Here is a 24,625-nt window from a genome sequence, read left to right on the forward strand (position 1 = left end):
GGCTGTCTAGCGTGGACGCTAGACAGCCCTAGTTTTGTCTCGACGGTCGCAACACGCCGGTAGGCTCATCTATCCATATCTAGCTTCGCAGCTAGAGGGCCCGATACTCTGCGATGCGTGGATCCGGTCCGCAATCCGTACGCTCCCGGCGCCGGGCAGCGCCCGCCCGAACTCGCCGGGCGGGGGCGGGAGCTGGACGTCTTCGACATCGTGCTGGAACGCATCGCCCGCGGGCGTCCCGAACGCAGCCTCATGCTCACCGGCCTGCGCGGCGTCGGTAAGACGGTCCTGCTCAACACCCTGCGTTCCCAGGCGATCAACCGACTCTGGGGCAGCGGCAAGATCGAGGCCCGGCCAGACCAGTCACTGCGCCGGCCGGTCGCCGCCGCGTTGCACATGGCGATCCGCGAACTCGCCCCCCGGCACCGCGCTCCGGACCGGATCGACGCCTTCCTCGGGGTGCTCAAGGCGTTCGCCCAGCGGTCCACACCGACCGGCCGCGCCGGGGCGCCGTCGAAGCTGCGCGACCGGTGGCAACCCGGCATCGACGTGCCCGCCGCCAGTGGCCGGGCCGACTCCGGCGACATCGAGATCGACCTGGTCGAGCTGTTCACCGACGCCGCCGCCGTGGCCAGTGACGTGGGCACCGGCGTCGCGCTCTTCATCGACGAGATGCAGGACCTCGGCCCGGAGGACGTCTCCGCGCTCTGCGCCGCCTGCCACGAGCTGTCCCAGATCGGCGCCCCGCTGATCGTCGTCGGCGCCGGGCTGCCGCACCTGCCGGCCGTGCTGAGCGCCGCGAAGTCGTACTCGGAACGGCTCTTCCGCTACCAGCGCATCGACCGGCTCGATCGGATCGCCGCCGACCAGGCGCTCTGCGCGCCGGCCGAACGCGAGGAGGTGGAGTACGAGCAGAAGGCGCTCGACCTGCTCTACGAGAAGTCCGGTGGCTACCCGTACTTCGTCCAGGCGTACGGGAAGGCGACCTGGGATCATGCGCCACGGTCACCGATCACCGCCGCCGACGTCCGGGTCGCCGCCCCCGAGGCCGAGGCCGAGTTGGCGGTCGGCTTCTTCGGCTCCCGGTTCGAGCGGGCCACCCCGGCCGAGCGCGAGTACATGCGGGCGATGGCCACGCTGTCCCTGGTGGAGGGCGAGTCCGGTGCCGCGCCCCGCGACGACATGGACGCCGCGGTGCCCACCTCCGAGATCGCCCGCGCTCTCGGCCGGAAACCGGCCAGCCTGTCCCCGGCCCGCGACGCGCTGATCAAGAAGGGGCTCATCTACTCCGGTGAACGGGGCACGGTGGCCTTCACCGTTCCGCACTTCGGCCGGTACCTGCGCACCCAGCCAACCTGACCGCCGCGCCCGCAGAGGCGTTCAGACCCTCGACCAGGGTGCCGGGAAGACCACCTCGCCGCGCGGCGGCGGACCCTCCTCACTGGTGGACGGCGGCAGCACCAGCGCCTGCCAGGGCTCCCCGAGCCCGGCCCACGGGCTGGTGAGGCCCAGCTCCGCGGCCGGCCCGAAGCCGAAGCGGCGATAGAAGGCCGGGGCACCGAGGACCACGACCACCCGCTCGCTCAGCTCGGTGGCGGCGTCCAGAGCGGCCTGCACCACGGCGCTGCCGTGCCCGACCCGCTGCCGGTGCGGTGCGACCGCCACCGGCCCGAGCGCCAGGGCGGGCGCGACGGCACCGCGATCGGGTCGCACCCGCACCCGGGTGAGCAGCGAGTATCCGACCACCTCGCCGCCGTACTCGGCGACCATTGCCAGCTCGGGCAGCCAGGCGTCGGTGCCGCGCAGGTCATCGACCAGCCCCACCTCCGGCGGCGTCTGCACCTCCGGGCGGGCGAACGCCGAGGCCAGCACCCGACGCACCGGGCCGGCGTCGGCCGGGCCTTCGGGGCGGAGCCGCAGCGTCGTCACCCGCGCGACGTTACCCGTGACGGCCTGTCCATCAGCGATGGTCGCTCGAATCGGCGTGGCGTACGTGCACACCGACCGATCCGGATCCGGCGGTTGCCGGGGTAGCAAACGCCCCGACGGGGTATGACTGATCCATGACGCCCGTACGCTCCCTCGCCCGCGCCATGCTGAGCGGCATCTTCGTGGTCAGCGGGTACCGCAACTTCCGCAACCCCCACCGGCTCGCGGAGACCGCCAAGCCGGTCACCGACCGGGTCGCGCCGCTCCTGCAGAAGGCGCACCCGAACTTCCCCACCGAGACCGAGACGTTGATCCGCCTCAACGCGGCGGTGCAGGTCGGTGCCGGGCTGATGCTGGCCACCGGGCGGTTCAGCCGGCCCGCCGCGCTGGTCCTCGCCGGGACGCTGGTGCCGGTGACCCTCGCCGGGCACCCGTTCTGGAACAACGACGACCCGATCGCCAAGAACAACAACGAGATACACACCCTGAAGAATCTCGGGCTCTTCGGCGGCCTCCTGCTCGCCGCCGCCGACACCGGTGGCAAACCGGGCATCCGCTGGCGTACGGGTCACCGCATCGGCCACTCTCGACGTTCCATGCAGCGCGCCGTCCGCACCGCCCGCCGCGAGGCCCGGATCGCCGTCCGGTCCGCGGCCACCGCGCGTCGACTCCCCGGCTGACCTGCCTCGATCTGCGTCGGTGTCACCCCCACCCCCCGCTAAGGCCACGAATTACCTGAACCACCCGGTAGGCGTTAACGCGGTGGAAATGTCAAAAACATGTGTGGGATCGGACACGGTCGCATAACGCGGGAGGCACTGACGTGAGGCGCCGTTCTAGGCTCCGTGCAGGACCTGGACGGGTAGGACGACCTTGGTACGGGGGTGGCCACGCCATGCCGACGACTGTCGGTAGACGGGCGGACCGCCTCGCCCCAGTTCAACGCATGACGCGGGGGATCGATCGCAGGAACGTCGTACGGGGCGCCATCGTGGCCGCCGTCGCCTATGCCGCATGGCTCGCCATCGGTGAGTTCGGGCGACCGTACAACTTCTTCGACATGAAGATCTACCACGGTGCGGTGGTGTGGTGGGCGAGCGGTCATGAGCTCTACGAGTTCATCGCGCCCGGCACCACGCTCGGCTTCACCTACCCACCGTTCGCCGGGCTCGTCATGCTGCCCATGGCGCAGCTGCCGATCGACGCGGCGGGGATGGTCAACGCCCTCGCCAGCATCGCGGCGCTGACGCTGGTGCTGGCCGGCCTGCTACGCCCCATCGTGGACCGGCTGGCCTGGCCACTGTGGTTCACCGTGGCGCTGGCGGTGCCGCTCGCGCTCGCCATCGAGCCCAGCCGGGAGACGCTCGGCTACGGCCAGGTCAACCTCCTGCTGTTCGCACTGATCATGGCGGATCTGATCGGGCTGCGGTGGCGCTCGCGCCGAGGCACCCACTACGCCGCGACCGACGGCCCGCTGCTGCGCTTCCTCTACGGTGGCGCCTGGGCGGGCGCCGGCATCGGCCTGGCCACGGCGGTGAAGCTCACCCCCGCGCTGTTCATCGCCTACCTGCTGATCACCCGCCAGTGGCGGGTGGCGGCCACCGCGATCGGCACCACTATCGGCGTGACGATCGGGACCTTCGCGATCGTCGGCGACGAGTCGCGGACGTACTTCGGCAGCGTGCTCTGGCAGACCGAGCGGGTCGGCGCCGCCGACATGACGCCGAACCAGTCGCTCGCCGGCCTGTTGGCCCGGCTGTACGACTCGATCGAGACCCCCGGGCTGCTCTGGCTCGCCTTCTCGGTGCTGATCCTGGCGGTGGGTCTGTCCCGGGCCGCCAGCTCCCGCGCCGACGGTGACGAGCTGACCGCGTTCACGCTGGTCGGCCTGACCGCCAACGTGATCAGCCCGATCTCCTGGACGCACCACCTCGTCTGGGTGATCCCGGCGATCATCGTGCTGGCCGACGCCGCCGTCCGTCGACGGGAGGCGAGCAGGGGTCTGGGGCAGCGCACCGGTCAGGGCGCGGCGTTCGGTGGCCTGAGCGGGCTCAACGGTCTTCGCCCGCCGATCTGGTATCCGACGCTTACCGGGTTCCGGCACGGTGTCGCCGCCCTCGGCCTCTACCTGCTCTTCCTGATCTCCCCCATCTGGCCGTACGAGCACCAACTGCCGGAGGTGTCGCACTACCAGGACGGCTTGTTCGGGGCGCTGATGGAGAACTCGCTGGCCCTCGCGCTGATCGTGCTGGTCGCGGCGCTGCCCTGGCGGCCCGGCGCCGAGCCGGCGTTCTACGGCGAACGGCTCGCCCGAGCCGTGGCGGTCAACGGCCGCCGCTGAGCGGTCAGGGGCAGTTGACCCATTCCTCGGTGCCGTCGGCGAAGACCTGCCGTTTCCAGATCGGCAGCCGGGCCTTGGCCTCGTCGACGAGCCGGGCGCAGGCCGCGAAGGCCGCGGCGCGGTGCGCGGTGCTCACCGCGGCGACCAGCGCCACGTCACCGATGGCCAGCGGCCCGACGCGGTGCGAGACGGCCACCGCGTAGACGTCGGGGTCGGCGGCGATCTCGGCGGCCACCTCGCGCAGCACCTGCGCGGCGCTCGGGTGCCCCTCGTACTCCAGGCTCACCACCGGACGCCCGTGGTCGTGGTCGCGGACGACGCCCTGGAAGGAGACGACCGCGCCGGCCCGGCGCTCGGCGACCGCCGCCTCGTGCGCGGCGAGGTCGAGGGGCTGGTCGGTGACCTCGACGACGGTGATCGCCGGCGCGGTCACGACGCCCGCTCCCCGGGCAGCAGTGGCAACGGCACGATCGGCACCCGATCGCCCTGCGCACCGTTGGTGCCCGGTCGGATGACGGCGAACCCGTCAGCGCCCGCGAGACCGCGCAGCATCGCCGACCCGACGTGCCGCACCGGGTGCGCGGTGCCGGCCGCCCGGTCCAGGCGGACCAGCGCCAGATGGGTGTGGTCGCCGCGCCCGGGCACCGCCTCGGCCAGTGTGGCGTGGGGCAACACCGGCATCGAACGACCCTGGAGCCCGGCGAGCAGCGGCGCGACCAGGGACACCAGCGCGACGATTGCGGACTGCGGGTTGCCCGGCAGGCCGGCGACGAACCGGACCCGTCCGTCGTGATCGGCCAGCCGGGCCAGCAGCATCGGGAAACCGGGCCGGACCGCCACCGTGTTGACCACGTAGTCGGCGCCCAGCGCCTCCAGGGTCGGATGCAGGTGGTCGACCGGGCCGTGCATCGTGCCACCTGTGGTGCAGACCAGGTCGGCGTTGGTCAGCGCCGCGCGCACCGCCGCCACGTGCGCGGGCAGCGTGTCGGCCACCGGGCCCACCACGTCCGAGGGGCGGACGTGGCAGCCGTAGCGACGTAGCCACGCGGGCACCGCCGGGCCCAGCGCGTCGCGCACCCGGCCCGCACCAGGCGGGCCGGCCGTGAGCAACTCGTCGCCGAAGACCAGCAGCGCGGCACGCGGCGCCCGCCGGACCCGCAGCGTGTCGTGCCCGCAGGAGGCGGCCAGGCCGATCACCGCCGGGTCGACAGGCGTGCCGACCGGCAGAAGCTCCTCATCGGCGTACGCCTCCTCGCCCGGCTGCCGCCACTCCGGCGTTGGCCGGGGCGTGCCGCTGACCAGGCCGTCCGTGACGGTGGACTCCTCGATGCGCAGCACGGCGGAGGCGCCCTCGGGGACCATGGCCCCGGTCGCGATCTCGACTGTCGTGCCGTCCTCGGTGAGTGGCGCGGGGGTGTTGCCGGCCAGCACACGCCCGACGACGCGCCACGGCCCGCCGCCGCGCACCGCCCAGCCGTCCACGCTGGAGGTGGGAAACGCGGGCAGGTCGGTGCGGGTGGTCAACGGCTCGGCCAGGGTCAGCCCGTCGGTGTCGACCAGCGGTCGGGCGACGGCGGGCAGCGCGGCGGCCAGACCGACCGCGTACACCCGGGACCGCGCCTCCTCCCACCCTGCCGGTGGGGGCGCGACGACCCGGTCCGCGGTTGGTGCGGCTTTCGTGCTCACCGACCGAGCCTATCGGGGCGGACCGACGTCCGTCGGGCCTGGGCGCGGACGGGCGGTGGGCGCCGGCGGACCGATCAGTGGTCGCCGCCGCGAAGTTGGTCGACGGCGTGGCCGAGGATCGGCCCGAGCACTGCCAACCCGTCCCGGGCGCCGCCGGTCGAGCCGGGCAGGTTGACCACCAGCATCCGGCCGGCCACCCCGGCCAGGCCCCGGGACAGGGCCGAGGTGGGCACCCGCTCGCGACTGTGCGACCGGATCGCCTCGGCGATGCCGGGGATCTCGTAGTCCAGCAGAGCGCGGGTCACGTCCGGCGTCCGGTCGGACGGGGTGATCCCGGTGCCGCCGCTGGTCAGCACCACGTCGACGCCGTCGTTGAGGGCGGCCCGCAGGGCGGCGCCGACCGGTTCGCCGTCGGGCACCACGACCGGCTCGTCGACCTGACAGCCCAACTCGCGCAGACCCGAGACGAGCAGCGGGCCGCTGGTGTCGGCGTAGACACCGGCGGCGGCCCGGTTGGACGCGACGATCACCCGGGCCCGGATCACGGCCGGTCCTCCGGCCGGATCCACTCGCCGGTCTTGCCGCCCTCCTTGCGCAGCACCCGGACCGCCTCGACCGACGCCGCCGGATCAACTGCCTTGACCATGTCGATCAGGGCCAGGCCGGCGACCGCGACAGCGGTGAGCGCCTCCATCTCGACGCCCGTCCGGTCCGCCGTGCGGGCGGTGGCGGTGATCTCCACCGTGTCCGCGGTCAACCGCAGGTCGACTGTGACACCGTGCAGGGCGATCGGGTGGCAGAGCGGGATCAGATCCGGAGTGCGCTTGGCCCCCATGATGCCGGCGAGCCGACCGACCGCCAGCGCGTCACCCTTGGGCAACCCGTCGCGGTGCAGCAGGTCGACAACCTCGGGCGTGGTGCGCAGACGGCCCGCCGCGACGGCCACCCGGCCCGTCACCGGCTTGGCGGAGACATCGACCATGCGGGCCGCGCCGGCACGGTCGACGTGGCTGAGCTGCGCGGGTTCGGTCACGGCCGTGAGCCTATCGGTGCGGTACGACGCATCGGCGCTCGGAAGGGGCGGCGGCCCGGCACCCGCCGGGTGCGACAGCGCTCAACCGGACCGCGCCCCTGCCTCGCTGGACCCGCCGCCGAGGTCGCTGGGGGGACCTGACGGCGGGCGCGTGTCGACGACCCGGTTCTGCCCACGGGCAGAACCTCCCCCGTTCGTCGATACGATCGAAAAGCTACCGGGCCCGGCGATAAGAAATCGATAAGCGACGTTCGCCCAGGTCAACGCCCCACGTCGACGAGGGCTGAACCCAGTTCGGTGAGGCGGCGCTCGACATCGAGGCGCTCCGGTACGCCCATCCGACGGAAGATCGCCAACGCCCGCTCCCAGTACCGCCGGGCCTCGGTCGGGTCGACGGCACTGAAATGCTCCGCGAGGCCCGCCAACGCACGCCCCTGCTCGTGCGGGTGGGCGATCCGCGTCGCCAACCGCAGGGCCTCGCGGTGCATCTCGGCCGCCTCGCGGTCAAGCCCGCGTGCCCGCAGCGTCCGGCCCAGCTCGTTCAACGCCGCAGCCTCGATGTGCCGCTCGCCCGAACCGACCGCGAGGGCCCGCCCCATCTCATGCTCCTGCTGGGCCTCCGCCAAACGACCAAGACCGCGGTAGGCGATGCCGAGGTCGAGGCGTACCTCTGCCTCGCCGTATCGGTGGCCGGTGCGGTCGCGAAGCGCCAGCGAGGCCCTGAGGATCCTGATCGCCTGATGGAGGTCTCCCATCCGGGTGCGTACCGCTCCGATATGGCTGAGAGCGTTGAGTACGTGGAACTCGCTCGAGTTGGTTCGGGCCCAGGCCAGGTGACGCCGGTGTATCCATAACGCCTCTTCGTAACGACCCAGTGACGTGAGGGCTATGCCGACATTCGGTAACGCGTTCGGAGCTCCTGCGTTGCCGTAGCCCCGGTAGTCACGCAGCTGTTCCATACCGAGTGCCACTGCCTCGCTCAGATTGCCGCTCCAGTAGTGGACCGGGGCGAGATTGGCCTGGTAGCGAGCCGTGTTCAGCACGTCCCGGGATTCCTTGGAAAGCTCGACCGCGCGGGTCAGGTGTTTCAGGGCTTCCCGGTTGTCGCCGGTCCGGACGTAGGCGGAGGCCAGGTAGTTCTGCATCAGCGCCGTCGACTCGACGTTGCCCGTCGCCTCTGCCGCTGCCAGCCCCTGCTGGTGGGTCGTGATGATGTCCTCGAAGTATCCGCGGATGTAGCAGAACCGCCACAGGGCGCGAGCCAGCCGCCAGGCGTGCTCGTAGAAGCCCGACTCATGCGCCGACGCCACCATCGTCACCAGGTCCGCCCGCTCGGCCTCCAACCACTCGACGCTCGGCTCGCCAAGAGCCTCAAGCAGTTCAGGCCTGCCGAATGGAAGGTGACTGACCTGGCTTCCGATGACGACGGGCTCGATAATCTCAGCAATCCGCAGAGCCGCCGCCAGGGTGAAGTCGAGCAGTTGGGCCAGGGCCGACCGGCGGTCCCGCGCCGAATCGACGTACAGGCACAGCTCGACGGAGTATTGACGCATCAGGTCGTGCAATCCGTACTGCCGGGAGTTCAGATCCTCCACCAGGTGCCTGTCGGTGAGGTCGTCGAGAGCCGCGTGGGCTTCCGCCACCGTCAGCCCGGTCAGTGCCGCGACCGCCGTTGGGCTGAACCGGCTACCGGGGTACAGACCCAGAAAGCGGAAGACCCGCTTGGTCGACTCGGGGAGAGGTTCGTAGGAGGCGGCGAACGCGCCGGTGACTGTGCTGTTCTCCCCGGCCAGATGGAGGAGAACCGACGCCGCGCCGGCCATCTGTGCCGCGAGATCCGCCAACCGCCAACCACGTCGGTGCGCCAGCCGGGCGCCGGCCAGCCGAATCGCCAGAGGAAGATGGCCGCACCGTCGGACCACCTCGACCGCTGCTTCCGGCTCGGCGTCGACCCGCTCCCGCCCCACACTCAAGGCCAACAGGTCGACGCCCTCCCGAGACGACATGACCGGCAGGGACTGCGACGCGCCGAGGTCCGGGTGGGTGAGTCGGCGTCGAGACGTCACCAGCACGACGGCGGTGGGCTCGATCGGCAGAAGGGGCAGGATCTGGTCGCTGCTGGCGGCGTTGTCCAGAATGATCACCGACCTTCGGCGGGCCAGCTCGCGTCGCCAGAGTTCCGTCCTGTCGTCGAGGTCAACCGGCACCCGCTCGGGCGGCACCCCAAGCTGGCGGAGGAGGACGACAAGAGCCGACGCCGGTCCAACCAGGTCTTTCTCGCCATGCCCCCGCAGGTCGACGTACAGACGGGCATCCGGGTACCGGTCGCTCAGCCGGCGGGCCAGGTGCACGGCGAGTGTTGTCTTGCCGCTGCCGGCCATTCCGTCGATGACGTGCACGGCCGGGACGCGCTCCTCGACACGCCGTGTCTCCGCCAACAGCCTGGCCACGACGGCGTCCCGACCAACGAAGTCGGTGACCGAACGAGGCAAATGATCCACCACTGGGGGCAACTGCTTCGTCGTCGAGTCACCCGCCGGTGCCGGTGCGGACACAGCGCGGCGCCCAACCGCGCCTTTGCTCGGGCCGGGGACGTCGGGTACCGGGCTCGGCGCCTCGGCGAGGATCCTGCGCCGCAACTTTTCCAGGCTGGCCCCCGGGCTCACTCCCAACTCCGTCATCAGATGCCTGCGAATCTCGTCATACGCGACAAGCGCCTCCGCGTTGTCACCGCGCTCGTGCAGGGCCCGCATGAGAAGGAGGTATGTCGGCTCTCGGAGCGGATGAAGTGCAGTCACCGCCCGCAGTGACGGAATCGCGAGGTCATCCCGCCCGGATCGCAGATGAACCTCGGCGAGGAGTTCCACGGCCAGAAGACGCTCCTCCTCCGCAGCGACGGTTCGAGCCGTCAGGACGGGCCCAAGCGGGACGCCGGCGAGCATGGGACCCTGCCACCGCGCCAGTGCGCGGCCCAGCAGTTCCGATGCACGCGAGAGGTCGCCAGCGCCCAGAGCGCCCCGGCCAGCGCAAAGCTCGTCCTGGAAGCGGAAGACGTCGATCACATCCGGCCGCAAGGCGAGTCGATAGCCGTTGCCCTGCCGCACGAGAGTCGCGTCCGCGAGCGCTAACGTCTCGAACTCCCGGCGAAGATTGGCCGCATAGGTCCGCACATTCGCCACAGCGGAACGCGGAGGACGATCGGCCCACAGCTCGTCTATGAGGCTGGCCAACGTCACCAACTGGCCTGGCTGGACCGCGAGCATCGCGAAGATTACCCGTTGTTTGGGCGTGCCCAGGTGCAACTTGTGGTCGGCAAGCAGCACCTCCAGGCCACCCAGCAGGTTGATCTCCACCGGCCCTCCGAATTCGCGTCTATCGGTGTCTAGCTGATCACACTGGGGAAGGTTAACGGTGGTCAGAATGCAGGCCAATCCTCCAACGAGACACCTCAAATCCACACCGACCAGACGACGGAGCGCAGATTCTGTCCAACCGGATTGATCGGAGCCCAAACTGACGGATGAGGCTGGACGCGCACCGTCGCCAGACTGTGGGGGGACGGAGCAATGCCGATAGCCTCTCAGCAGCGCGCGCGCAAGCTGCGGATCACCAGTGCAGCACGACCGCGCTCCGCTCAGGTGGCATGGACAGACCGTCACAAAGGCCGCCGGCTTGGCTAATGTTGCGTATACCGACATTTATCGCTACTAAAACTGCCTAACTCCTCTTAGGCTCCCATCACAAGAACGGATCCGGAATACGGAAACGGCCGGACGAGTGGAGGGAGCATGCAATGCGCGGCAGCGACTGGATGTGACAGCGAGGTGGCACCACGCGGTAAGCTCCCGTCGTCAACACGTAACTGTCGGCGACGACAGGAGCTTCATGAGCCGGGTGTCACCGCAGAATCCCAGGACGGATCGACGGCTTTCGCTGCTCGTTGGTCTCGTCGTCGCAATGGCAATCGTTCCCACAGGCCTCGCTGGCACCGACGTGTTGACCCGTCCACCCGCCTCGGTAGGCGACGGGGCGACGATCGTGGCGCTGATCTTCATGACTGCGCTTGGCACGATCGTCATGGCACCCATCCGAATCCGCTCGACCACACATGCCATCACCTGGGTCGAGACGGCGGTCGTCATAGGACTCGCCGTAGCGCCACCCTCCTGGGTGGTGCTGGCAACGGGGGCCGGCGTCGGTGTGGCGTCAGCCATCATGAAGCTGCCGATGATCAAGGCGGCCTTCGGAGTCAGCAAGAACATTTTGGTGGCCGGCGGGGCGAGTGTCGCCGCACTGGCCGTTGACTGGCAGTGGCCCTCGGCCAGCGTGGTCGATCTGGCCACCCTCCTCGGTGCGATCTACCTGGTAGCGGCACTCCTCGACGACCTGCTCGCAATCCCGGTGATCGCGCTGGCCACCGGGACACCTGTCTCCCGTCAGTTCTTGAACAACCTCGACCTGCGGATCGCCGGCTTCGGCGTGCGGTTCATCGTGGCTGTCTGCACGCTACTCATCCTTCGCGAAGACCCCCGACTACTGCTTGCCGTCCCCCCACTGATGTTGAGCCTGCACCTGGCCTACTCCGCGCGCATCCGAGGCCGCACCGAGCAGCAGGCGTGGCAGCGGCTCGCCCGCACCACCGACGCGCTCAACGTGGTCGACCTGGACGACGTGCTCACCACCGCCGTCACCCAGGCCGCCGAGTTGTTCTCCGCCGACGAGGTCGAGATCGAGCTGCGCGACGGCGGTCGCACCGTTCGGGGCGGCACCGGCGGCATCGCCTTCGACGGGCCGACCGGCACGCCCACCGACGTGGACGGCACAGTCGTGCCCACCCCGCTGGAGGGCCACGACCGCTCCGTCGACGTCGGCATCCTGCGCCTGCGCTTCCGTGGGCCGGTGCAGCTCTCCGAGCGGGAGCAGTACACGCTGCGCACCTTCGCCTCGGCGCTGTGCACGGCGGTCCGCAACGCCCAGGCGTACGCCGAGCTGGCCCGTGTCGCCGACGAGCACGCGTACGCCGCCACCCACGACGCGCTCACCGACCTCGCCAACCGACGGCACCTGCTCGACCAGGGCACCGAGCATCTGAGTGCCCGGCACGCGGACGGGGTGACCGCACTGGTGTTGATCGACCTCAACCACTTCAAGGAGGTCAACGACACCCTCGGCCACGCCGCCGGCGACCAGGTGCTGGTCCAGGTCGCCGACCGGCTGCGACGCGCCGCCGCCTCCAGCGATCTGGTGGCACGCCTCGGCGGGGACGAGTTCGCCGTACTCCTGCGTGGGCTACCGGCCCCCGCGGTGGCCGCGCACCGGGCCGAGACGCTGCTCGCCGCCCTGCACGAGCCGTTCGAGCTGGACGGCATGCGCATCAGCGTCGAGGCCAGCGGCGGGATCTCCGTCGCCCCGGCCAGTGGCGGCATGGCCGAGCTGCTGCGCCGCGCGGACGTCGCGATGTACCAGGCGAAACGGGCCGGCCAGCGGATCTCCACGTACGCCCCGACCCGGGACACCGCAGACCTGAACCGCCTCACCCTCGGCGGCGACCTGCCCCGGGCCGTCGCCGACCACGAGTTCATCGTCAACTTCCAGCCGATCGTGGACCTCGGCACCGGCGAGGTGACCAGCGCGGAGGCCCTGGCCCGCTGGCACCACCCCACCCACGGGCTGATCGATCCGCTGCGCTTCCTGGAGGCGGTGGAGCGTTCGGGAATGCTGCCGGCCTTCGCCGAGGCGATCCTCGACCAGGCACTGATCGCCGCGGCCAACTGGCGCGACGCCGGCTTCGACGTACCGGTCGCGGTCAACGTGTCGCCGCGCAGCCTGCTCGACGCACGCTTCCCCGGCTCGGTGCTGGCCCGACTGCGTGCCCACGACCTTCCGCCGGACCGGCTGGTGCTGGAGCTGACCGAGACGTTGACACTCAGCCAGCTCGACGTGGTCGACCGGGTGCTCAGCCGGCTACGCGACGAGGGCGTGCGGTTGGCGCTTGACGACTTCGGCACCGGCTACTCCTCACTCTCCCTGCTCTCCCGGATCCCGGTGCACGAGCTGAAGATCGACCGCAGCTTCGTGACGACCATGGAGAGCTCGGCCGAGGCCGCGGCAGTCATCCGCTCCACCCTCGACCTGGGCCGCAGCCTCGACCTGGCGGTGGTGGCCGAGGGCGTGGAGAGCGAGCCGCAGCGACGTGCCCTCTGGGAGTTGGGCTGCGTGGCCGGCCAGGGCCACCTGTTCGCCCGGCCGATGCCCGCCGGCACCCTGCTCGCCGCGTTGCAGCGCGGGTCGGGCGGCCAACCCGGCACTCTGGCGCCACCGCTGCACGACACCGGCGCGGTGATCCGGCTGAGCCAGACCCGCCGCCAGGGCGGGCGTTCCCGCCCCGACCGCCTTCCGCACCTGCCCGCCTGAGCGGGGCACGAGCACGACATGCCGCCGCCGGTGTGACCGGCGCCGGCCGGAACCCCGCGGACAACCGGGTGAGCAGCGAGGTCTGCCAGACTGGCGCTCGTGATCGCCGACGCCCCGACCGCCAGCCGCAACCGCTGGCGGACGTTCGACACCGCCGCCGGCGGGCTCGCCCTCGACCTGGTGCTCTACGCCGTGTCGACCGTCTTCGCGGCGATCACCGCGCTCACGTCGACCCTGCTGCCGCACCGCGCCTGGGGTGCGGTCGCCGCCGTCGGCTACCTGGTCGCGACGCTCGCGGTGATCGTTCAACTCCTCCTGCGTCGACGCGACCCGGCGACCCGACTGGCCGGCCTGCCGACCCGCTGGGCGGTGACCGGTCTCGTGTGGGCGAGCACCGCGCTGCTACCCGCGCTCTGGCAGAGCGTCGAGCGGGCCACCGGACGCGCCGACCGCGCGCAGGAGGAGGTGCTGGTCGTCGAGCAGGCCGGCACCCGCCTGCTGGAGCACGGCACGCCGTACCTCGGCCGAGACGCGATCGCCGCCCTGCCGGCCGGTGAACAACTGCTCGGATACACGCCGTACCAACCGGGCATGGCGCTGTTCGGCCTGCCCCGGGCACTCGCCGACACCTGGTGGACCGACGCCCGGGTGTGGTTCGCGGTGGGCACGGCGCTGGCGCTCGCCCTGGCCGTGGCCGCCCTGCGCGCCGCACGCGGCACCGCCGGCGGTCCTCTCGTCGGGGCGCACCCGTCCGACGCCGCGCTGCTGCGGGGCGTGCAGGCCGCCACCGTCCTGCCGATCTGCGCGCTCACCCTCGCCACCGGCGGCGACGACATGCCCGTACTCGCGCTCTGCCTGCTGGCCCTCGCCCTCGCCGCCGCCGGCCGGCCCGGCCGGGCCGGCCTCGCGGTCGGACTGGCGGGCGCGCTGAAGCTGTTCGCCTGGCCGATCGCCCTGGTCCTGATCGTCTGGGGTCTGACCAGGCGAGCCGGCGCCCGCGTCGCGGCCGGCGCGATCGGGTTGCCCGTCGCCGCCCTGCTCCCGGCCCTGCTGGTCGACCGCGATGCGCTGACCGAGAACGTGCTGCGCTTCCCGCTCGGGCACGGCCTGGTCACCAGCCCGGCGCAGTCTCCGTTCCCCGGTCAACTGATCGCCGCCACGCTCCCCGGTGGCCGGCTGATCGCCGCCGCCCTGCTGATCGCGGCCGGCGTGGCCATCGCCGTCCGACTCGCGCGCCGCCCGCCGGACACGGCCGCCGCCACCGCGCTGATCTGCGGGTACGGACTCCTCGCCGCAATCGCTCTGATGCCGTCCACCCGATTCGGGTACCTGCTGTACCCGCTGGCCCTGCTCACCTGGGCTCCCGCCCTGCGCAACCCGGCCACCGCACCGACCACCCCGACGCCCGATCCCGTGCCCGGTCGGGCCACATCGGTCTAACCGGCGGGCGAAACGCCGCCACACGGCGTACACCTGAAGACATGACCACCTACCGCGACCGCGCCGAGGCGGGCCGGGTGCTCGCCGAGCGGCTCACCGCCCTCGTCGGCGAACCGGACACGGTAGTCCTCGGCCTCGTCCGCGGCGGCGTACCGGTGGCCCGCGTCGTCGCCGAACGGCTCGGCGCCCCCCTCGACGTGCTGGTCGTCCGCAAGCTCGGCATGCCCTGGGCCCGGGAGGTCGCCTTCGGGGCGCTCGGCCCGGGCGGGGTGCAGGTGCTCAACGACGCGATGGCCAGCCGCCTCAGCAGCGACGACATCGCCGAGGTCAGCCGCCGCGAACAGGTCGAGTTGGAGCGCCGCGAGCGGCTCTACCGGGGCGGTCGTCCACCGCTGGACCTCACCGGCCGCGTCGCCGTGATCGTCGACGACGGTCTGGCCACCGGCGCGACCGCCCGCGCGGCAGTCGAGGTCGTCCGCCGGCTCGGCGCCCGCCGGGTGGTGGTGGCCGTGCCGGTCGGCGCGCAGGAGGCGTACGAGCTTCTGGCTGCCGAGGCCGACCAGGTCGTCTGCGCGCAGCGCCCTTCGGATTTCGGCGCGGTGAGCGTCTACTACGACGACTTCCACGAGGTCTCCGACGACGAGGTCACCGACGCGCTCACAGCAACCGCTTAGCTCGACCAGGTACCGTCGGGTGATGAATAGCCTCACCTGTCCCAAGTGTCACGGCGAAATGCGTCAATACGAGCGCAGCGGTGTCGTCATCGACCAGTGCGGGGAGTGCCGGGGCATCTTCCTCGACCGCGGCGAGTTGGAGAAGCTGTTCGAGGCAGAGGCCAACTGGAGCCGCCAGCAGGCCGGCGGCCCGCCGCCGCAGCCCGTTCAGCAGCCGGGCGGCTACCCGCCGCCGCACGCCCCGGCGCAGCACCAGCCCGGCTACGGCGCGGTTCCCCCGCCGCCCGTTCACGGCTACCCGCCGGCGCCTGCCTACGGTCAGCAGCACCAGGGCTACCACGGGCACTACCGGCACAAGAAGCGCAAGGGCTTCCTCGACGAGATGTTCGGCTGAGCCCGACCGTCATCCCAGGTGACGGGCCTCTGGGTCACGGCTGTGACTCAGAGGCACGTCACCCGTGGCCCGTAGGTTGGCGGCCGGGGTGCGTTCTGCGAGGCTGCATCGCATGACCGAGATCCGGCCGGACGAGGCTCTCGCCCAGGCGTACGACGGCATCACGGCGGTGGTCGACGGCCTGGACGACGCGCACCTGCAACGAGCGACCCGCTGCCAGGGCTGGCTCGTCGCGGACCTGCTGCTGCACGTGCTCGGCGACGCCCAGCGGGCCCTCGTGGCCCTGGCCAGCCCCGTCGACGGTCCCGCCGACGTGGACGACGTGTCCTACTGGCGCGGCTTCCCGGGCGGCGATGACCAGGCCGCCCGGCACGCCTGGTGGGTGCGCCGGTCGGCGTCCGCCTTCGACCTGCCGATCGGCATCGTCCGCCTCTGGAAGGAGACCGCGCCGGCGGCGGTCCGCGCCGCCGCGTCGGCGGACCCCGAGGGGTACGTCACCACGCAGGGGCACGTGCTCCGCGTACCGGATCTCCTGGCCACCCTGACCACCGAGGCCGTGGTGCACCACCTGGATCTGACGCCGGAGCTGCCGGAAGCGCCGCCACCCGGCCCACTGGCGGTACGGGTCGCCGTCTCCACGATGGACGGCCTGTTGAGCGACGACGCGGTCCGCCCCGCCGGATGGGACGACAACGAGTTTCTCCTGAAGGCCACCGGCAGGATCCCGCTCACCGACCGGGACCGACTGGAGTTGGGTGAGGCGGCGGGCTGGTTCCCCCTGCTCGGCTGACCGATCCGGTACGCCTCAGCCGATGGCCATGTCGACGAAGCGGGACAGGTGCAGCTGGGCCGCGACCGTCACCGTGTCGGTCGGCCCATTCCGATGCTTGGCAACAATAAAATCCGCCTCTCCCGCCCGCGGCGACTCCTTGTCGTAGTAGTCGTCGCGGTGCAGCAGGATGACAACATCGGCATCCTGCTCGATCGAGTTGTGGGTGGCGATGCCGTTGGCGATGAAGTTGTGCTTCTCAAGCACGGTCGCGTCGAACACCTCCTGCTCACCGATCGACTCGATGGACACGATCGAGTCCCAGAAGATGTCGTTGGTGGCGTGTAGGTCCAGGTCCGCCGCGTCGAGAACGCCAGCAATGGCCGCCAGCCGGGAGCGGCTGGGGGCACGCTTCCAGAGGGTGCTGCCGCAGAACTGGGAACCGATGGCCTTCGCAAACTCGCGGTGGGACATCCCCTGCTCGACCAGGATCTCCTTGACCCTGGCCCACACCTCGCGCGGCACCGTGTCGACGTTTGTGTTGCTGTCCATCGCCTCCAACGAGGCAAGGAGAGCGGCACAACCCTCCGACCGCTGCCCGTGGACGCCAATCTCGCGCAGGAACCTCAACTGGTCGTCGCGGCCGGAGATGTCGAGTGTGTACTGCGGACGATGACCCGCTACTGGAACGTCCTTCAGCCGGGCTGTGATGCCGTACCTCAGGAGCAGTCGAGAGATGTCCTCAAGCATTCGTCGGCTCGTGGACGCGAAGTAGACGCGTCCGCCGCGACCTGACTTGTTGACGGTCGCCGACCCGTCCGTCGACCAGAGGTGGCGCAGGAATGTAGTGATCTGCTCCTTCGGTAGGCTGAAGAGAGGCGGGGGGAGGAATTTCTCGTGTGATCTGAGGCCGAAGAGCCCCAAGCTGTCCAGCCACTCCGCGATCGGGTTACGTCGACCACGCGCCAGTCGGTAAGGAGCGGGCAGGCGAAGCGTGGTCACTCTGGCCGCCGGGTAGTCGTCACGCACGGCGCTGATCCCGAAATGCTTCGCCGCGTCCGTCACCGCCTGGAGGTTCAGCTCATCGCAACTCGCGTAACGGATCGGCTGCCGGCGCACGAAGGAACCATCGCCGAGGAGATGCGCCAACATGATGACCTCGGCCTCGTCCCACGGCCGGACGGCCATGGGAGGCGGCAGGTGTCGCGGCGTAGCGATGCGGTCTCCCGGCGAGAGTTCGCCCAGGGGCACCCATCCGGTGAATGCTAGGAACGGGTGGTTGGCTGTGGCGTCAATTCGCTTGCCCGAAGCGAGGGTCAAACGGAAGACCTCGCGGGTGCCACTAGGAAAGACGTGGGTCATGGTGCGCGGGGTGTAGCGAAGGCCCTCATCCAGTGCCCAGACCGGGATGTCCTTCGCGCTGTTGGCGAGCAGCTCACCGAGCGTGATCTCGCTGTTGTCGTCCGCCCGTATCAGCCGGGTATCAGCCGTGAGACACCCAGATTCCCGCAAATCAGACAATTGGGGGCGCTTGTCGGTGCGCTGCTCGGGGCCACGGTTCAGCTGACTCACCGCGATGACCGGGCACTCGACCTCCTTGGCGAGCAGCTTCAGGCCACGGGAAAGGTCCGCGACCTCCTGCTGCCGGCTCTCGGTGCGCTTCGGCGAGGTCATCAGCTGGAGATAGTCGACGACGATCATCTTGAGGTCGTGTCGCTGCTTGAGCCGGCGAGCCTTCGCCCGGATCTCCATGAGGTTCATGCTCGGGGTGTCGTCGACGAACAGCGGCGCCTCACTGATCTCACCCATGCACCGGGCCAGCTTGGTCCAGTCGTCGTCGGAGAGCTGCCCGCTGCGCAGCACGTGCAGCGGCACTCGCGCCTCGGCCGAGAGCAGTCGCATGACGATCTCGACCTTGCTCATTTCGAGCGAGAAGATGGCGGCGGCCTGGTTAGCACGAATAGCAGCATTTCGAGCAAAGTCCATACTTGCCGTGCTGTTGTGGGTGGGGATCATCGCCCGGCTGGCAAGGTAGAGATGTTCGGGGTTGTCGACCGTGACGCACCGGACCGGCACACTCGGCACCTGACGTACGTCGACGATGTACCGCGAGGTCGTCCGGACGTCGGAGGTGCTCCGGCGACGTTCGACGTGCGCGTCCTGCTTGCGCTTGAGCCGGAAGACGACGTCGGGGGTGGAGAAGTTCAACGTGTACGCGATCGACGACTCGCTCGTGCGGCCGCGTACCTGCTTCAGGCTGACCGTGCAGCGGTAGCCAAGGCTGACGATGAGTTCGCGTACGTCCTCCGCCAGTCGCTTCGAGGTCGACGTGTACTGCAGGTTACCGGTGGGGGCGACGGTGCCGTCGGTGTCCATCAGGCCAGCCAGCAGCGCCCGGCGCTGCGCCTCGGAAGCGCGTAGGTAGGCATCAGGGATGTGTTTGTCGGCCGCTACCCCGATCTGACGCAGCAGCCCGAGGAAGGAACCGCTGCGGTGCCGGCAGTCCGCACACTTCCTGGTCGCCGGATTTTCACGCAACGCCCTGGTGGATACGCCGCAGTCCGCGCAGACGCCGTGCGGCTGAACAACCGGCGTGGGCCTCAGCAGGATGCTGTAGACCATCGGCCCGCTGGGCCGCACGGCGAAGCCATCCGACTCGACGTGCGTGATCATGTCCGGATCTGCGGTGGTGAAGCGGCTGGCGCCGGTGTGCCCGTCCCCGAGCCATGCCCCCAACGTGTAGGGCGGAACCAGCAGATCGCGTTCCGGGAGTTGGAGGGGGGCGCAGTTCTGTACGGCATGGTTGAGCCGTCGGTCGGCGGTGTCAGTACGCAGCGTGGCCGCGATCTCGGCAGTGGTGACGACGCCATCATGGTCGACCCGGCTGCCTGCGTTGACCTCCCGCTCAGCCCGTTCGAGAAGCGCTGTCACCAGCGGACCGGCCGGGTAGGCGGGCGCAGTCCAGTTCCTCGTCTTGCCGTTGCGGACGATCGGGCGGCTGATCCGGCCGGTCGACCCGACCTGACGCGCGACGGTGTGCAGGACGTGCCGGAACTCCGGCCCGACCTGCTCGAGCGTGTCGAAAAGGGTGATCGGCTGGTTTCCCGCGGCACCGAGCGTCTCGCGGGCCGCACGCAGGTTGGTCAGCGACGATTCGGGCCAGTGCCGCGTCCGCCGCGCCGGGCTCTGGCGACGGCTCGCTCGGGTGGTCGTCTTCCACAGGTGCTCCGCGTCCGCCACGATGACGGTGCCGTCGGAGAACTCCACCTCATAGCAGGGACGGTCGTGCATCACGTCGAAGGCGCGTGTGACAGTGGTCGGGGAGCCGTCCGCCGCCAGTAGTTGATCGCCCGCCTTGACCTCACCCATCGTGGTCCAGCCGTCAGGGGTCGGCAGAGGGGTGTCGAGCGCGAGCGCCTTGCCCAAACCCGGCCTGCCGGCCACGATGATCAATTGGCCGGCGTGCAGGCCGTTGAGCAGCCGGTCCAGGTCGGTGAAGCCGGTCGGCACACCGGTCATCATTCCGCCCTGCGCACCCACCGCCTCGATCTCGTCGAGCGTCGGCTGGAGCATGTCGGCCAGGATCGCGAAGTCCTCGCTGACCCGCCGTTCGGTGACGTCGTAGACCGCCTGCTGCGCGAGGTCCACGACATCGTCGACGTCGCGGCTGCCGCCGCTGGCGGTGCCGTAGCCGAGTTGCACGATCTTGGTGCCGGCCTCGACGAGCCGGCGCAGCACCGCCCGCTCGCTGACGATCCGCGCGTAGTAGGCGGCGTTCGCGGCCGTGGGCACGCTCGCGATGAGGGTGTGCAGGTAGGGCGCCCCGCCGACACGGACGAGGTCGCCGGAGTCGGCGAGTGCCGCCGCAACGGTGATCGAGTCGGCCGGCTCACCCCGGCCGTAGATGTCCAGGATGATGTCGAAGATGGTGGCGTGCACCGGCCGGTAGAAGTCGTTGGTCTTGAGGATCTCGACGACGTCGGCGATGGCGTCCTTGGAGAGCAGCATGCCGCCGAGGACGCACTGCTCGGCGGCGACGTCCTGGGGCGGGGTCTTGTCGAACTGGCCGTCCCGCTGCACGGGCGGCTGGCCGCCGCCGGGCCGTGACTCCGCCCGCCTGTCGTCGGTGACCGACACGGGTCCCCCCTCCACTGCGTCGGATCCGGTCCCAGCTCTACCGCCGGGGTACGACAGTTCCCTCCGACCAGGCCGGTCGATCGGGGGCCATCGCGCCGGCGGTCGAGGGCCAACCATACGGACCCCGAGGTCAGCGACTCAACAAGCCCGGTGGACGAGCCTCGGGACAACCTGTGGACACCGGTGGACGAGCATGTGCGCAGGGTGTGCACAGGCTGTGGACAACGGTTGGGGAATTCTCGGCCACAAGGCTCTGAGCTGCTGAAAAGCGGTCCCCAGCCTGTGGAGGAGAATATTTCGGTCGGTTCTGTGACACGATCTTCCCGTACTATCTCCAGCGAACGGCTACACCTGGACAGCGGATTACGCTTTCGGTTCAGAAGGGTCACACTCCGGCCGTGAGTTACCGGGACTGGGGACGCGGGGAGGGCAGCCCGCGCGAGCGCCCGCCGACCGCCTCGTGGGGTGAGCCCATGCTGCCCGCTCCGGTCGCCCCGTACGACGAGGACGCGCGCTATCGCACCTCCAGCCGGCGGCGCGCGCTGGACCGTGGGCAGGACGAGCCGGTCGACGCCTACCTGCCGCGGTGGGCGCTGGAGTCGGGGGTTCGGCACGCCGACGGCGGTGGCCGACACGCCGCGCCCGACGAGGACGAGCCCGACGTCGAGGTCGAGCGTCCGAGTTCCGGGGGCGGCTGGCGAAGCACCGAGACGGGCGCCCCACGGCGTGCCATCGAGACGGGTTGGCGTGCGCAGCCGGCGATCGGCGCGGGCCCCGATTCGGACCACACCCGGGAGTGGACGCTCGACCGACCGCAGGACGGGGGGTACGCCGGCCGCCGGCGTGCCGACGCGGCGGGCGAGGAGCCGGTCTCCGGCGCGGTCCCGGACCGTCGTCCCCGCCGTGCGCCCGCCGGCCGTCCCCAGGTGATCTGGTCCGGTGGGGATCTGGAGTCCGATCCGGCCGACGGGACGTCCCGTCCGGAGCCGAGCCGGCCGACACGGCGCAGCCGACGGGCGGCGGAGGAGTCCTGGACACGTCCGGCGGTGGATCCGTGGGAACGCGGGTCGGAGCGGCCGGCGGAGCCGGACCCGCCGTACGCGCCAGCCGTGGACCCGTGGGACGCGTCGGGTGTGCACGCGTGGCCGCCGGCCGGGCCGGACGGCACCGACCTGAGCGAGCAGTGGTCGCAGGCGGAGAGCATCGGTGGCTGGGAGCGGTCGGACCGCACCGGCCAGTGGGAACGATCGGCGGTCGAGGACGACCAGTGGGACCGGACGCTCCCACCCCGTTCCGACCGCTTCACGGCCGCCGAGGGGTGGCCGAGCCGGGACAACGGTTTCTGGTCCGGCACGCGGTTGTCCGGGGACGATCCGCGCTGGATGGACACGACGACGTCGGCGCCCCGGTCGCCTGTGGTCGGTTACACCGCTCCACGACCGCGCACTGCTCCCGTACCTCCTGAGGACGCCCGGCGTCGGCCGCCGGTCGGCGCGGCGTCGGTCCGACGGCGGGTGGAGTCGGTGGCGACTGGCGGTTGGGCGCGTCGTCTGGAGGACGACCTGCTCGACCCGGATCCCGGCGGGTCCGTCCGGCCTCTGCTCTACACCGCCGCCTGTTACCTGGTGCCGGCGGTGCTGATCTTCCTGTGGTTGCTGACGTTGGACGGGCAGGCACCGGCGGGGTGTGTCACCGACATCAGCGGGGGTGGCTGCGACTCCGCCCGGTCACGGGCGTTGGAGTCGCTGCTGGCCGGCTCGCCGCGCTTCGGGTTGGCGCTGGTGAGCAGTCTGGTGGTGGCGGCCCTGCTGCGGCGGGTGGGCACGACGTGGCGGTCGGCCACCATCGCGCTGGCAGCCGCGGTTGTCGGCGGTGGCCTCTCCACGGTGCTGATCAGCGCGGTGACCGGTCAACCGATCGGCTGACGGCGAGCCGTCACACGAGGGCATGCGCGAGGGCCCGCACCGATCGCTCGGTGCGGGCCCTCGTCGTGGTGCAGCTGGTCGTCAGCCCTGAACGACGTTCAGGTTGAACGACGCGGTGACCTCGGGGTGCAGCTTGATCTTCACCGGGTAGGTGCCGGTCGACTTGATGTGACCGGGCACCTCCAGCCGGCGACGGTCGAGGACCGGGCCGCCGGCGCCCTTGACGGCGTCGACGATCTCGGCCGAGGTGACCGAGCCGAAGAGCCGACCGCCGTCGCCGGCGCGGGCCTTCAGGTTGACCTTGAGACCCTCAAGCTGGCCCTTGACCTCGTTCGCGTGGTCGAGGTCGCGGATCTCGCGGGCCGAACGGGCCCGCTTGATGACCGTGACCTGCTTTTCCGCGCCCTTGGTCCAGGCGATCGCGAAGCCCTGCGGCAGCAGGTAGTTACGGCCGAAGCCGTCCTTGACCTCGACGATGTCGCCCGGGGCACCGAGGCCGGACACTTCCTGAGTCAGGATGATCTTCATATCGGTGCCTCCTCTCAGCGGGCCGTTGCGGTGTACGGCAGGAGCGCCATCTCGCGGGCGTTCTTGACCGCGCGGGCGATCTGCCGCTGCTGCTGCGAGGTCACGCCGGTGACCCGCCGAGCGCGGATCTTGCCGCGGTCGGAGATGAACTTGCGCAGCAGCGCCGTGTCCTTGTAATCGATATAGGTGATCCCGTCCTTGTCGAGCGGGTTCACCTTCTTCTTCGGCTTGCGAAGTGCCGCAGCCTTGGCCATTGACCTTGCTCCTGGTTTGCGATCGCGGGCGCTCGGCGCCATTAGAACGGAGGCTCCTCGTCGAAGTTGCCGCCCGAACCGGCACGCGCGGGAGAAGGTGCGGCCGAAGCCCAGGGGTCGTCGAAGTTGCCTCCGCCGCCACCCTGGCCACCACCGCCGCCACCACCGAAGCCGCCGCCACCGCCACCGGAGCGGGACATCTTCTGCACCTTCGCCGTGGCGTAGCGCAGCGACGGGCCGATCTCGTCGACCTCAAGCTCGATGACGGTGCGCTTCTCGCCCTCGCGGGTCTCGTACGACCGCTGACGCAGCCGACCCGAGACGATCACGCGGGCGCCCCGCTGCAGCGACTCGGCGACGTGCTCCGCCGCCTGACGCCACACGGTGCAAGCCAGGAAGAGCGGCTCGCCGTCCTTCCACTCATTGGTGGTCTTGTCCATGAAACGGGGCGTCGAAGCGACCCGGAACTTGGCGACCGCCGCACCGGACGGGGTGAACCGCAACTCGGGGTCATCGGTCAGGTTGCCGATGACCGTGATGGTGGTGTCTCCTGCCATGACCATCTCCTCGCGCACTCAGCGTCTCGTCGTACAGGCTCGCAGAGCCGTACGACAGAGTCGCGGAGGCTGATCCGGGCGAACCGGGTTGAATGCCGGACTGAATGCTTAGCGCATCTCCGGCCGGATGACCTTGGTGCGCAGCACGGACTCGTTCAGCCGGAGCTGACGGTCCAGCTCGGCCACGGCAGCAGGCGTGGCCTGCAGGTCGACGACGGCGTAGATGCCCTCGGCCTTTTTGTTGATCTCGAACGCGAGGCGCCTACGGCCCCACACGTCCGTCTTCTCAACCGAGCCACCCGCGGTCCGAATCACGTTCAGGTACGTGTCGAGCGACGGGGCGACGGTGCGTTCCTCGAGGCTGGGGTCGAGGATCACCATGATCTCGTAATGACGCAAGACGTGCTCACCTCCTGTGGGCTAAGCGGCCACGGTCCTTCCGTGGCAGGAGGTCGTGCGTCGCTGCCCGCACGTGCCGGGGGAACCCGGCCGGACGCGGACAACCTGACCAGGATACCCGGTCTGGACGATCATGCCCGGGGTG

Annotated in this window: 20 protein-coding genes; 9 read left to right on the forward strand and 11 right to left on the reverse strand. The window is 70.5% G+C overall.

All coding sequences use genetic code 11. The features are described from left to right. Positions 1–117: 117 nt before the first annotated feature. Complete coding sequence (locus tag ACLQ27_RS12925; protein ID WP_357491774.1) at positions 118–1,359, forward strand: ATP-binding protein; 1,242 nt, start codon at positions 118–120, stop codon at positions 1,357–1,359. 21 nt (positions 1,360–1,380) lie between these two features. On the opposite strand, the gene ACLQ27_RS12930 is transcribed toward ACLQ27_RS12925, so the two are convergent. Further along, the gene (locus ACLQ27_RS12930) at positions 1,381–1,929 is read right to left on the reverse strand and encodes a GNAT family N-acetyltransferase (RefSeq protein WP_357491772.1); all 549 of its coding nucleotides are present in this window, start codon (positions 1,927–1,929) and stop codon (positions 1,381–1,383) included. A 134-nt stretch (positions 1,930–2,063) separates the two neighbouring features. Here ACLQ27_RS12930 and ACLQ27_RS12935 point away from each other — a divergent pair, with 134 nt between their 5' ends. Both ACLQ27_RS12935 and ACLQ27_RS12940 read left to right on the forward strand, forming a co-directional pair. Continuing rightward, entirely contained in the window at positions 2,064–2,609 is a 546-nt protein-coding gene (locus ACLQ27_RS12935) for a DoxX family protein (protein ID WP_234582674.1), read from the forward strand. A 215-nt stretch (positions 2,610–2,824) separates the two neighbouring features. Continuing rightward, the gene (locus ACLQ27_RS12940) at positions 2,825–4,270 is read left to right on the forward strand and encodes a glycosyltransferase 87 family protein (protein ID WP_234582675.1); all 1,446 of its coding nucleotides are present in this window, start codon (positions 2,825–2,827) and stop codon (positions 4,268–4,270) included. 4 nt (positions 4,271–4,274) lie between these two features. Here ACLQ27_RS12940 and ACLQ27_RS12945 read toward each other — a convergent pair whose 3' ends face one another. The 5 genes from ACLQ27_RS12945 to ACLQ27_RS12965 form a co-directional block, all read right to left on the reverse strand. Beyond that, on the reverse strand, positions 4,275–4,703 hold the full coding sequence (locus tag ACLQ27_RS12945; RefSeq protein WP_357491767.1) for a molybdenum cofactor biosynthesis protein MoaE: 429 nt from the start codon (positions 4,701–4,703) through the stop codon (positions 4,275–4,277). Continuing rightward, positions 4,700–5,956, reverse strand: coding sequence for a molybdopterin molybdotransferase MoeA (locus tag ACLQ27_RS12950; RefSeq protein WP_425866937.1), 1,257 nt, complete (start codon positions 5,954–5,956; stop codon positions 4,700–4,702). Before ACLQ27_RS12950 ends, ACLQ27_RS12945 begins: the two co-directional genes overlap by 4 nt. Before the next feature lie 74 nt (positions 5,957–6,030). Continuing rightward, positions 6,031–6,501, reverse strand: a complete 471-nt coding sequence (locus tag ACLQ27_RS12955; RefSeq protein ID WP_357573727.1) for a MogA/MoaB family molybdenum cofactor biosynthesis protein — start codon at positions 6,499–6,501, stop codon at positions 6,031–6,033. Next, the gene (gene moaC, locus ACLQ27_RS12960) at positions 6,498–6,989 is read right to left on the reverse strand and encodes a cyclic pyranopterin monophosphate synthase MoaC (protein ID WP_234582679.1); all 492 of its coding nucleotides are present in this window, start codon (positions 6,987–6,989) and stop codon (positions 6,498–6,500) included. The genes ACLQ27_RS12955 and moaC overlap by 4 nt, the downstream gene beginning before the upstream one ends. A 260-nt stretch (positions 6,990–7,249) precedes the next feature. After that, positions 7,250–10,342 (reverse strand): AfsR/SARP family transcriptional regulator, encoded by a 3,093-nt coding sequence (locus ACLQ27_RS12965; protein ID WP_425866940.1) that lies wholly within the window; start codon positions 10,340–10,342, stop codon positions 7,250–7,252. Between the two features lie 532 nt (positions 10,343–10,874). Between ACLQ27_RS12965 and ACLQ27_RS12970 the strand changes: the two genes are divergently transcribed. The 5 genes from ACLQ27_RS12970 (at position 10,875) to ACLQ27_RS12990 (ending at position 16,701) form a co-directional block, all read left to right on the forward strand. Continuing rightward, positions 10,875–13,403: a putative bifunctional diguanylate cyclase/phosphodiesterase gene (locus tag ACLQ27_RS12970; RefSeq protein ID WP_357491759.1), complete on the forward strand. Its 2,529-nt coding sequence runs from the start codon at positions 10,875–10,877 to the stop codon at positions 13,401–13,403. Positions 13,404–13,505: 102 nt separating this feature from the next. Further along, entirely contained in the window at positions 13,506–14,843 is a 1,338-nt protein-coding gene (locus ACLQ27_RS12975; protein WP_425867322.1) for a glycosyltransferase 87 family protein, read from the forward strand. Positions 14,844–14,884: 41 nt separating this feature from the next. Further along, complete coding sequence (locus ACLQ27_RS12980; RefSeq protein WP_357573723.1) at positions 14,885–15,517, forward strand: phosphoribosyltransferase; 633 nt, start codon at positions 14,885–14,887, stop codon at positions 15,515–15,517. A 22-nt stretch (positions 15,518–15,539) separates the two neighbouring features. Next, positions 15,540–15,911, forward strand: coding sequence for a zf-TFIIB domain-containing protein (locus ACLQ27_RS12985; protein WP_425866943.1), 372 nt, complete (start codon positions 15,540–15,542; stop codon positions 15,909–15,911). A gap of 112 nt (positions 15,912–16,023) precedes the next feature. Beyond that, on the forward strand, positions 16,024–16,701 hold the full coding sequence (locus ACLQ27_RS12990) for a maleylpyruvate isomerase N-terminal domain-containing protein (RefSeq protein ID WP_234582684.1): 678 nt from the start codon (positions 16,024–16,026) through the stop codon (positions 16,699–16,701). Positions 16,702–16,716: 15 nt separating this feature from the next. Here the strand turns inward: ACLQ27_RS12990 and ACLQ27_RS12995 are convergent, their stop codons facing one another. Next, positions 16,717–20,934, reverse strand: a complete 4,218-nt coding sequence (locus ACLQ27_RS12995; RefSeq protein ID WP_425866945.1) for a replicative DNA helicase — start codon at positions 20,932–20,934, stop codon at positions 16,717–16,719. Between the two features lie 281 nt (positions 20,935–21,215). On the opposite strand from ACLQ27_RS12995, the gene ACLQ27_RS13000 reads away from it, so the two are divergent. Further along, complete coding sequence (locus tag ACLQ27_RS13000) at positions 21,216–22,742, forward strand: hypothetical protein (RefSeq protein WP_425866947.1); 1,527 nt, start codon at positions 21,216–21,218, stop codon at positions 22,740–22,742. Positions 22,743–22,823: 81 nt separating this feature from the next. Here ACLQ27_RS13000 and rplI read toward each other — a convergent pair whose 3' ends face one another. From rplI to rpsF, 4 genes are all read right to left on the reverse strand, one after another. Continuing rightward, positions 22,824–23,270 (reverse strand): 50S ribosomal protein L9, encoded by a 447-nt coding sequence (gene rplI / locus ACLQ27_RS13005; protein WP_007453817.1) that lies wholly within the window; start codon positions 23,268–23,270, stop codon positions 22,824–22,826. A 14-nt stretch (positions 23,271–23,284) separates the two neighbouring features. Beyond that, positions 23,285–23,524 (reverse strand): 30S ribosomal protein S18, encoded by a 240-nt coding sequence (gene rpsR / locus ACLQ27_RS13010; RefSeq protein WP_007073789.1) that lies wholly within the window; start codon positions 23,522–23,524, stop codon positions 23,285–23,287. Between the two features lie 41 nt (positions 23,525–23,565). After that, a complete protein-coding gene (locus ACLQ27_RS13015; protein WP_234582687.1) occupies positions 23,566–24,099 on the reverse strand; it encodes a single-stranded DNA-binding protein in 534 nt (177 codons plus the stop codon). A 90-nt stretch (positions 24,100–24,189) separates the two neighbouring features. Next, positions 24,190–24,480 (reverse strand): 30S ribosomal protein S6, encoded by a 291-nt coding sequence (gene rpsF, locus ACLQ27_RS13020; protein ID WP_007453836.1) that lies wholly within the window; start codon positions 24,478–24,480, stop codon positions 24,190–24,192. Between the last annotated feature and the right edge of the window lie 145 nt (positions 24,481–24,625).

Origin of the sequence: Micromonospora sp. DT63 (genome assembly GCF_049841615.1) — a bacterium.
GTDB lineage: Bacteria > Actinomycetota > Actinomycetes > Mycobacteriales > Micromonosporaceae > Micromonospora.

Bases quoted from the DNA above. Each gene is read 5' to 3' on its own strand.
- ACLQ27_RS12935 (WP_234582674.1), top strand. From the start codon at position 2,064: ATGACGCCCGTACGCTCCCTCGCCCGCGCCATGCTGAGCGGCATCTTC.
- ACLQ27_RS12940 (WP_234582675.1), top strand. From the start codon at position 2,825: ATGCCGACGACTGTCGGTAGACGGGCGGACCGCCTCGCCCCAGTTCAA.
- ACLQ27_RS12970 (WP_357491759.1), top strand. From the start codon at position 10,875: ATGAGCCGGGTGTCACCGCAGAATCCCAGGACGGATCGACGGCTTTCG.
- ACLQ27_RS12980 (WP_357573723.1), top strand. From the start codon at position 14,885: ATGACCACCTACCGCGACCGCGCCGAGGCGGGCCGGGTGCTCGCCGAG.
- ACLQ27_RS12985 (WP_425866943.1), top strand. From the start codon at position 15,540: ATGAATAGCCTCACCTGTCCCAAGTGTCACGGCGAAATGCGTCAATAC.
- ACLQ27_RS12990 (WP_234582684.1), top strand. From the start codon at position 16,024: ATGACCGAGATCCGGCCGGACGAGGCTCTCGCCCAGGCGTACGACGGC.
- ACLQ27_RS12995 (WP_425866945.1), bottom strand. From the start codon at position 20,934: ATGGTTGGCCCTCGACCGCCGGCGCGATGGCCCCCGATCGACCGGCCT.
- rplI (WP_007453817.1), bottom strand. From the start codon at position 23,270: ATGAAGATCATCCTGACTCAGGAAGTGTCCGGCCTCGGTGCCCCGGGC.
- rpsR (WP_007073789.1), bottom strand. From the start codon at position 23,524: ATGGCCAAGGCTGCGGCACTTCGCAAGCCGAAGAAGAAGGTGAACCCG.